Raw genomic sequence first — 8,590 nt, forward strand, 5'->3', positions numbered from 1 at the left:
ATGAGCGAAGAACGCGTCGCGACGCCGATGGAGAGACAACTGGCCCTGGCCATAGTGAACAAGCTCGGCTCGACCGGCACGCCGCCGGAGTTCGGCATCGAGCACTTCACGGTCGGGCTGGAGCCGTACCTGCGGGTGCTCGAAGATGAGTATCTCAACGGTATCCTGAAGTTCAATCTGTCCAGTTTCAAGCTGATAACCGGCAACTACGGCGGCGGCAAGACTCACTTTCTGTACACGGTCCGGAATCTCGCGTTCCGGCACAACTACTGCGTCGCCTACGTCGGCCTCAATCCGACCGAGTGCCCGTTCGACAAGCTGGAGCTGGTCTACAAGAGCATCGCCGCCAACCTGATTGCGCCGCGGCCCGCCGACGCGCCGACCGCGGTCTGGGACAAAGGCATCGAATCCGTGGTCAGGAAGTGGCATGACGATCAGCGCAAGCTGCACGACCGGACCGACAACCTGCGCAAGTACCTCGAGACCCTGCCGACTACCGAGAGCACGAGCTTCAGCAACGCCGCGCGGGGTGCATTCGCCAGCCTGCTGGCTGAGGACGGCGAGGGGTTCAACGACGTCGTCCAGTGGCTCAAGGGGGAGGACGTATCCCGAGAAGTGCGGGCAATGCACCGGATCTCCGAACGGATCGACAAGGCGACGGCGTTCCGCGTGCTCCGCTCGCTCATCCAGTGGGTGCATGCCATCGGCTACACCGGGCTGGTGCTGCTGTTCGACGAAGCCGAGCGCGGCATGTCCATTTCCTCGTCGCGCGACAAGCGCCGGGCCCTGGACAACCTGCGGCAATTGGTGGACGAATGCGGCAACTCGCGACTGCCCGGGGCGATGGTTTTCTACGCCGTGCCGGACGAAAACCTGCTGCTTGAAGGTTCGGGCGGAGTCTACGAAGCACTGAAGCAGAGGCTGCGCACGACCCTCAACGAAACGAACCCGGTCGGCGTGCGCATCAACCTCGAGGATCTGGGAATCGAGCCGGCCGAGTTCCTCGGGCGCCTCGGCGAGCGGCTGGCCGTCCTGTTTGGCGACGCCTACGAGGTGCAGCTGCCCGAGGAGAAACGCGGCGCCATCGTGCGGACGCTGGCGGAGTTGGCCGCCTCAGCCTTCGCGTTCGACGTCGGGTACCGCCGGCTCTTTGTCGTCAGCGTGCTGGAGGCGTTCCATCAGCTTCGCGCCAAGCCGACGCTCGAGTTCGGCCGGAAGGAAGCGGAGAAGCTGCTGCGCGTGACCACCCAGCGCCTTGAGGTGGCCGACAAAGAGCAGGTCGAAAAGGAAGAGTTCTAGGCGCGGCCGCAGTCGGAATCCAGAAAACGGAAGCTGAAGCCGCAGGCATGACCGAACCGGTACGGGATCGCCGGCGCCGTCTGGTGTCGCACCCGGTGTTCGGCGAAGGGGAGATTCTAGACAGCCGCTGGCACGGGACCGAACTGCTGGTCCACTTCCAGAGCGGGTTGCGGCTGTGGCTCCCGACTCAGCGGGTGAGGCTGCTATCCAACATCGGCGATTTCGTCCCGGGCGAGGCGCAACCCGCGCTGGTCGAGATCGACACCATCCAGGCGCGCCGGATGATCGAGGCTTTCCGGCTCGGGATCGTACCCCACCAGGACGTCGAATCATTCACCTTCGGTCGCGAGAAGCCCATCGCCGTGCTGGACGCAGCCCTTGAGAGTCTCGCGCGCGGACAGGGCGACGTGTTCATGGTTGAGGGGGAGTACGGTTCGGGCAAGACCCACCTGCTGGAATACGTGCATCACCGGGCGTTGGCTTCGGGGATGGCCACGAGCCTTGTCCAGTTCGACCCGGCCGAAGTGAGCCCCCACCGGCCGAAACGCGTTTACCGCGAAGTCGTGCACAACCTGCGTTACATCAAGGACGCGACCGAGCACGGGTTCCGCGACCTGTTGCGCAGCGGGACCGCGCTGGACATGGCGGACCATGTATTCCTCGGGCCGGTGCTGGCGAAGCTCGGCAGGATTGACGCCGGCCACCAACAGAGCGAGGTCTTCTGGCAGTGGATAGAGGGAGAGAGCACCAAGGAGTACGCGACTGAACAGAAGAGCCCGTTCCGAGTCAAGGGCGGCCAGCGGATACCGGCGCTGTACGACTTCTCGACCGCCGCCGACCTGTACTGCAACATCCTCTCCGGCATGAGCTGGATGGCCCGGGAACTGGGGATGAAAGGGCTTGTGCTGCTGGTGGATGAGGCCGAAACGGTGACCCATCTCTGGGACATCATGTATCTTGCCAAGAGCGTGAACTTCATGGACGGACTGGTGCGGACCGCGCAGAACGACCCGGACTTGAAGCGCATCAACGACCGGATGGTCCATAACCAGGTGCGACCGGTGCCGTACATCTACCGGGATCCGTCGCTGCTCCTCGTCTTCGCGACCACGCCCAGTCCCTATGACTACGCCTACATCAAGCTGGCGAACCGCATCAAGCACCGGGTCGAGCTCGAGCCCTTGGAGGACAAGGCGCTGCTCGACGCCTTCTCTACGATGGTGATGATCTACCGGCGGGCGTACCCGGATTTCACCATCTCAGACCTGGACCAGAAGAGGCTGCTGCGCGAAGCCTCCCGCCGGAACATCGAAGGGGTACGCGCCTTCATCAAGTTCTCGGTCGAGGCGCTCGACGTGACGCGGCTCCGGGCGCAGGGCGTGCTGCCCCAGAACAAAGACTGACACGGACGAACACGGACCGACAGTGACTGAGCGCGAGATTCGCGCAGCCCTGAAGCGGACGTGGACGCCGTTCTTCTCACGCTTCGGCCGGCTGACCGAGGTCCAGGTCAAATCCATCCCGGTGATACTCGAAGGTCGGAACCTCGTGGTCATATCGCCGGCCGCATCGGGCAAGACCGAAGCCGTGGTCGCGCCGGCGGTCGAGCGGCTGTTGCCGGACCGGCGTGACCGGTTCTCGATACTCTACGTGTCGCCAACCCGCGCCTTGGTCAACGATCTGTTTCGCCGGCTGTCCGAGCCGCTTCAATACCTTGAACTGGCGCTTGCCCGCAAGACCGGGGACCACCCGGCGATCGACGAGTCAAAGCTCCCTTTCATGCTGATTACTACTCCGGAGTCGTTCGATTCACTCCTTTGTCGCCATACCCGGATATTCAAAGAGCTATCGGCTGTGATACTCGACGAACTGCATCTACTGGATAACACGCCGCGCGGAGACCAGTTGCGCGTGCTGCTCGAACGGCTGCGGCTGGTAAACGCCGGTATCCGGTACTACGCCTTGTCGGCCACGATTGACGACCTCGACATCGGCTCGCGCTACTTTCCCGATCCGGTTGTGGTCCAGGTGCCGGGTCGTCGCGAGATAGATGAAGATCTGATACCGATGGGCGATGGCTGGCCCGAGCGCGTGGTGGACGAACTGCGGAAGCGCGACTGCCGAAAGGTGCTCTGTTTCTTCAATGCCCGCTCGTACGCGGAGGAATACGCGAAGCTGCTCAACCGCCCGCCATTCACGAATCGGGTCTGGGTGCACCACGCCAGCCTTACCCGGGAGGCGCGGGAAGGCGTCGAGGCGACGATGAACCGGGAGAAGACCGGGCTGCTCTGCTGCACGTCCACACTCGAACTGGGAATCGACATCGGTGACATTGACGGCGTGGTGCTCGTGCGGCCGCCGTTCAATGTCTCGTCGCTGCTGCAGCGGATAGGGCGGGGCAATCGCCGGCGCCAGTCCAACCTGCAGGCGTTCGGGCTGTACCTGAATCCATGGGAGAAGTTCCTGTTTGAGACGATGTTTGAATGCGCCCGCGAGGGACGGCTGTACGAGAAGAGCTACACGCCGGCGCTGTCGGTGATACCGCAGCAGGTCTGCTCGTACCTGTTCCAGCGCCGGCGCATCGGTACAACCTGGGAATCGGTGCGGAAAGTCCTGCGGCCGCTTGCGGGCGGCGATGCGCCGATTGACCGGGCGTTCCGGCAGATGATCGACTCGGGTGAGGTCGTGGCGCAGCGGCCGGGAATCTACTTCAACGGCCCGACTACCGAGCAGCGGGTCGAAACCGGCAAGGTCCACTCAAACATTCAGGACAAGACTTTCGGCACCTACGACGTGCACGACATCACGACCGGCCGGCAAATCGGCGCGGTCTTCTTCGTATTCCATCACTTCGTACTGGCCGGACGCTCGTGGGAGCTGGTCGAGCATCGCGAGAAAGAGAAGAAGATAATGGTGCGGCCGCTGGCCGCGGTTTCGTCCAACACGAAGGTCTTCGAAGGGACGGGAACCGGCGGCTATTCGTACCGACTCGCGCCGGTGCTGAAGGCGCGGCTCTTCCCGGCCCTCGCGCCGAACCAGTTTCCCTACTTCCGGGACGGCAACCAACTGCTGTTCGTACACCTTCTGGGCTCGACCTACGGCTACATCCTGTCCGAGGCGCTGAGCGCGCAGGGCCGGGACACGAGCGACATGGACGGCAAGCTCTTCGTTCTTTCCGGCAGCAAGCCCGAAGCGAAACCGAAGACATTCCCGGCCCCCAGCCTGTCAGCGGTCCGGGACGTGGTCAGCGGGAGCCTGTTTCGGCTGGAGGACAGCCTTGGCTCCGGGGCGTTCTTCCGTTCTCTGCCCGAGGAGTTGCAGATTGAGGACCACCTCCTGACGCTCGATGTCCGCGGCCTGCTCGAGTTCCTCAAAGGACTGGAGCCGGTGGAGTTGCCGGCGGAGGAAGTGACCGCGCAGATGAGGCGGCACCTGGGCGGCAATGCCCAATTGCCAATTCCCAGTTCCTAACGAATCACCAGTGAGGAGAAATGGCCGGGGACGGCTTGATTCACGGCGGCATGGCGCTAGAATCCGCAACTGTGAATGGGCCGAAACCGAAGACCGCACGGTTTGACCTCGAAGAGCGAACCGCGAAGTTCGGCTCCGACATCATACGTTTTGCGAAAACCATCCCCGACACACCGGTAGCGCGGCCGCTGGTCTCGCAACTGGTACGGGCCGCGACCAGCGTCGGTGCCAACTACTGTGAAGCGGACGATGCGGAATCTCGAAAGGACTTCCTGCACAAGTTGGGAATCTGCAGGAAGGAGGCGCACGAGACCAAGCACTGGCTGAGGATGGTCGTGGTTGCTGCTCCTGAGCTTCGGGCAGAGGGCCGCGCGCTCTGGCGGGAAGCACGCGAACTGAACCTCATCTTCAACGCCATCATTCGGAACACTCGCGCGAAATCAGCCGATGACGCCGAGTAGGACACGTCCATTGCTCGTTGCGTCATTGGTGCATTCGTTAGGAATTAGGAATTGGGCATTGGTTATTCCCTTCACCATCTGATGCGTCGTCTCCTGGTCGTTGCCTACTACATGCCTCCGTTGGGGCTGAGTGGCGTGATGCGGGTGACCAAGCTCTGCAAGTTCCTGCCCGAGGCAGGCTGGAAGCCGTTGATACTCACCGTCAAGCCCGTTGCCTATTACCACTACGACCCGCGCCTGCTCGACGACCTGAAGTCTTCTCGCATCTACCGGACCGAGAGCGTCGACCCGAACCGGCTGCTCAATCTTATCCGGACCAAGGCGAAGAAGCTGGCGCCGGCGATGTCCCACCGGCTCGGCGCCGGGCCACGGCGGCTCAACTACCTGCTGTTTCCCGACTCCAAGGTCGGATGGCTGCCGTTCGGTTCGGTCGCGGGCCGGCACATTGTCGACCGCGAGAAGCCCGCGGCCATATTTGCCTCCGCGCCGCCCTACACTGCTCTGCTGCTCGGAGTGCGGCTCAAGGCCCATGCCCACGTGCCGCTGGCGCTGGACTTCCGCGACCCCTGGCCGGCCGGATTTGCGCTGCCGCCGCGGCACCAGCGGACTGCTTTGCGACGGCTCCGCCGCTACCTCGTCGGCCACTCGGACCTCGTTCTGGCCGTTAATCACGGCACGGCACGAGCGGTCGGGCCACGCTGCGAGCTGCTGGAGAATGGTTTTGACCCGACCGACTTCGAAGTTGAGCCGGCCAAGCTCGATGGGTTCAGCGTCGTCCACGTCGGCAACCTCTGGCAAAATCAGGCCGAGGTCGCGTCCCTGGTCGCGGCCCTGCGGGCGCGGCCCGAGGCGAAGCTCTACCTGGCGGGCAGGGTGGACCGCGAGACCCAGCGCCGGTTCGAGCACGACCCGCAGGTGCGTCTGCTCGGCGTCCTGCCGCACAAAGAGGCCTGCGCGCTCATGAAAGGCGCGGGCGCACTGCTCTACATCGGCAAGCCCGCTCAGCCGGTCGGCATCAAGCTGTACGAGTACCTGGGTGCGACGCGGCCGATTGTCGTGTGGGGAGAAGGTTCGGAGGAGGCGGCACGGCTCGTGACCGAAGCCGGCGCGGGAGTTGCCTGCGGGATTGACGACGGGAAGCTGGCCGCAGCGCTGGACGACATGCAGAAGGACCCGGCGCGGTTCGCCCAGACGAGCCGGGACCGGTTCAACCGGCGCTCTCAGGCGCGCTGGCTCGCGGACCGACTCGAATCTCTGATCTAGCCGTCCACGGTCGATGACCATCAGAAGTGAGGCTGGAGCGTTCCGGTCCGGACGTACACAATTGCACTGGGAGATTCGTGGGAAGCGGGGATGTCCGTCGCCAGGCTCGGCGGAAAGTCGCGACGCAAGGGGCCTGGGTCCTGTATTCGCCGGTGTGGACGCATGTGTCCCGGACCGCGTCGCGAACTGCGCAGCAACGAGTGCGAGTAGCTGTTCGCGACGCTGGGCCGCGAGTTCCTCGCTAGGCCGTTCCGGTCGTTGTCCCTGAAATTCTTCACCGCATCGTTCCCGGTGACGTTCGACGCGAAGCTCGAGTGATTGCGTCCTCCGGAGTGTCTCGCGAGATTCAGTCACAGACCAGGGGGGAGGCATAGGAGGGGCCGGGACGGTGAGTGCGAGTAGAGCATTGAGAATATGGAAGTTAGGACCGATTTCGGCCATCGGCCGGATGTGTGCTATACTACACATGTGCCTTCTTGAATTGTCCCCCCGGGGATTGGAGGCGCACAAGCGCCATTGACCATTCAAGTCCCAAGGCCGGATGCCCGGGTCCTGGTCCGGAGCAAAGGGCGAAGTGGCAAGGGCGAAGTACCAACAATCCGGACAAGGCACATGCACGCAGTCCTTCCCGGGCATTCGCACTTTCTCGGTTGCTTTGTCTTTGGGAACCGTCCCCACGTCGACTGCTCATGGGACCGGGCGTTTGGGCGTCCTGGCTTCTGATCTTCGACCTGACTCCACGCGCCGGGAATTCTGTGGCTGACGCTGTCTCGGGTTTGGGGCGGCAACCCTATCGTTGACAGGCAGGGGTGAGGGGTTATACTCATAAGTTGCCTACTGCTCCGCTATTGTGGCCGGCGCAAGAAAGGGCTCTCCAGACGGGGCGCTCGCGCCAGCATCGGGCTGGAACCGACAGGGGCCGCCGGCAACAGAAAGTTACCCACAAAAGAAAGGGCAGTTAAAGGAGGAAGAATGAGCGTTGTAAATCGGCGCAACGCAGCAGTGATCGGCAGCTTGGTGCTGCTCTGCTCACTGAGTTTCGCGGGCTGGACACCACTTGTCTCGGGCACTACGAACGCCCTGTATTCGGTCTGTTTTCCCGCGGGCACACAGGTCGGATACGCGGTCGGTGTCGGCGGCACCGTCTTGAAGACCACTGACGGAGGCACCACCTGGACGGCGGAGTCCTCGGGTGCCATCGGCCAGTTGAACTCGGTTTTTTTCAACGACAACAATAACGGTGTTGCCGTCGGCAACCGAGGGACGATAATCAAGACTACTGACGGCGGAGCAACATGGACGAAGCCCACGTCCGGTGTCACCTACCCGCTGACCTATGTGGGGTTTCCCGGGAAAGGTCAGACCGGATACATCGGGGTGAACCACGTGGACAGCCTCGCTTCGGCTCTAAAGAGCACGGACGGCGGCTCTACCTGGTCGTCGTTGCCAGCCGGCGGAGTCATGGACAAGGGATACGGCGCCTATTTCGCGACCGTCAACAACGGCATCATTTTTGGTTACTCCGGTCTCTGCCTCGGGACCACTAACGGCAGCACTTTTGCGCACGACCAGAGCTGGTTCCACAACGGGCCCATCGTGGCCGCAGCGGCTTCGCCGACCACGCCCACGAAGGCTTACCTCATCGGCAACGACGAGACCCTGGGCATGGGCGTCATCCGGAACACGATGTCCTTTCCGCCCTCACTGTGGGACACGGCGATGACGGGGCCGTATCCGGCCGCCCCGGTTGCCTACTACGGCATAACATTCGCGACCGACAGCTTCGCGTACGTCTGCGGTGCCGGTGGGTTCATCGGCGTGACGAATACCCCCACCAATGTCACTGCCACCAGCACGCCCGGAGTCACCGGCGCGGTTAACGGCCTCTCCTTCCCCAGTGCCGATACCGGCTATGCAGTCGGCGAGGGCGGCATGATTCTCAAGACCACTGACGGCGGCAGGCCGTGGGCGCCGGGCGTGGCCGAAGGCAAAGCTCCGGTGGTACCGCGGGCAGGGCTCAGGGTCCTGTCCAATCCCGGACGTTACGGCATATCGGTTCACTCGGACGCGAACGTTCCGCTGACCGTGTTCGACGC

6 protein-coding genes are annotated in these 8,590 nt (G+C 63.3%); all 6 read left to right on the forward strand.

All coding sequences use genetic code 11. From position 1 onward, the window contains the following. A complete protein-coding gene (locus tag VMH22_05275; GenBank protein HTW91101.1) occupies positions 1-1,299 on the forward strand; it encodes a BREX system ATP-binding domain-containing protein in 1,299 nt (432 codons plus the stop codon). A 47-nt stretch (positions 1,300-1,346) separates the two neighbouring features. Next, positions 1,347-2,702, forward strand: a complete 1,356-nt coding sequence (locus VMH22_05280; protein ID HTW91102.1) for a BREX system ATP-binding domain-containing protein — start codon at positions 1,347-1,349, stop codon at positions 2,700-2,702. Between the two features lie 22 nt (positions 2,703-2,724). Beyond that, positions 2,725-4,770 (forward strand): DEAD/DEAH box helicase, encoded by a 2,046-nt coding sequence (locus tag VMH22_05285; GenBank protein ID HTW91103.1) that lies wholly within the window; start codon positions 2,725-2,727, stop codon positions 4,768-4,770. Between the two features lie 71 nt (positions 4,771-4,841). After that, positions 4,842-5,231 (forward strand): four helix bundle protein, encoded by a 390-nt coding sequence (locus VMH22_05290; protein ID HTW91104.1) that lies wholly within the window; start codon positions 4,842-4,844, stop codon positions 5,229-5,231. An 81-nt stretch (positions 5,232-5,312) separates the two neighbouring features. After that, on the forward strand, positions 5,313-6,494 hold the full coding sequence (locus VMH22_05295; GenBank protein HTW91105.1) for a glycosyltransferase: 1,182 nt from the start codon (positions 5,313-5,315) through the stop codon (positions 6,492-6,494). Positions 6,495-7,466: 972 nt separating this feature from the next. After that, the coding region (locus VMH22_05300; protein ID HTW91106.1) for a YCF48-related protein at positions 7,467-8,590 on the forward strand (1,124 nt) is incomplete at its 3' end.

Source organism: bacterium, from assembly GCA_035505375.1.
Lineage (GTDB): Bacteria > Hydrothermota > Tepidihabitantia > Tepidihabitantales > Tepidihabitantaceae > UBA2258.

What these genes read in the sequence shown, in the direction of transcription:
- VMH22_05275 (HTW91101.1), top strand. Translation starts at nt 1, where the DNA reads ATGAGCGAAGAACGCGTCGCGACGCCGATGGAGAGACAACTGGCCCTG.
- VMH22_05280 (HTW91102.1), top strand. Translation starts at nt 1,347, where the DNA reads ATGACCGAACCGGTACGGGATCGCCGGCGCCGTCTGGTGTCGCACCCG.
- VMH22_05295 (HTW91105.1), top strand. Translation starts at nt 5,313, where the DNA reads ATGCGTCGTCTCCTGGTCGTTGCCTACTACATGCCTCCGTTGGGGCTG.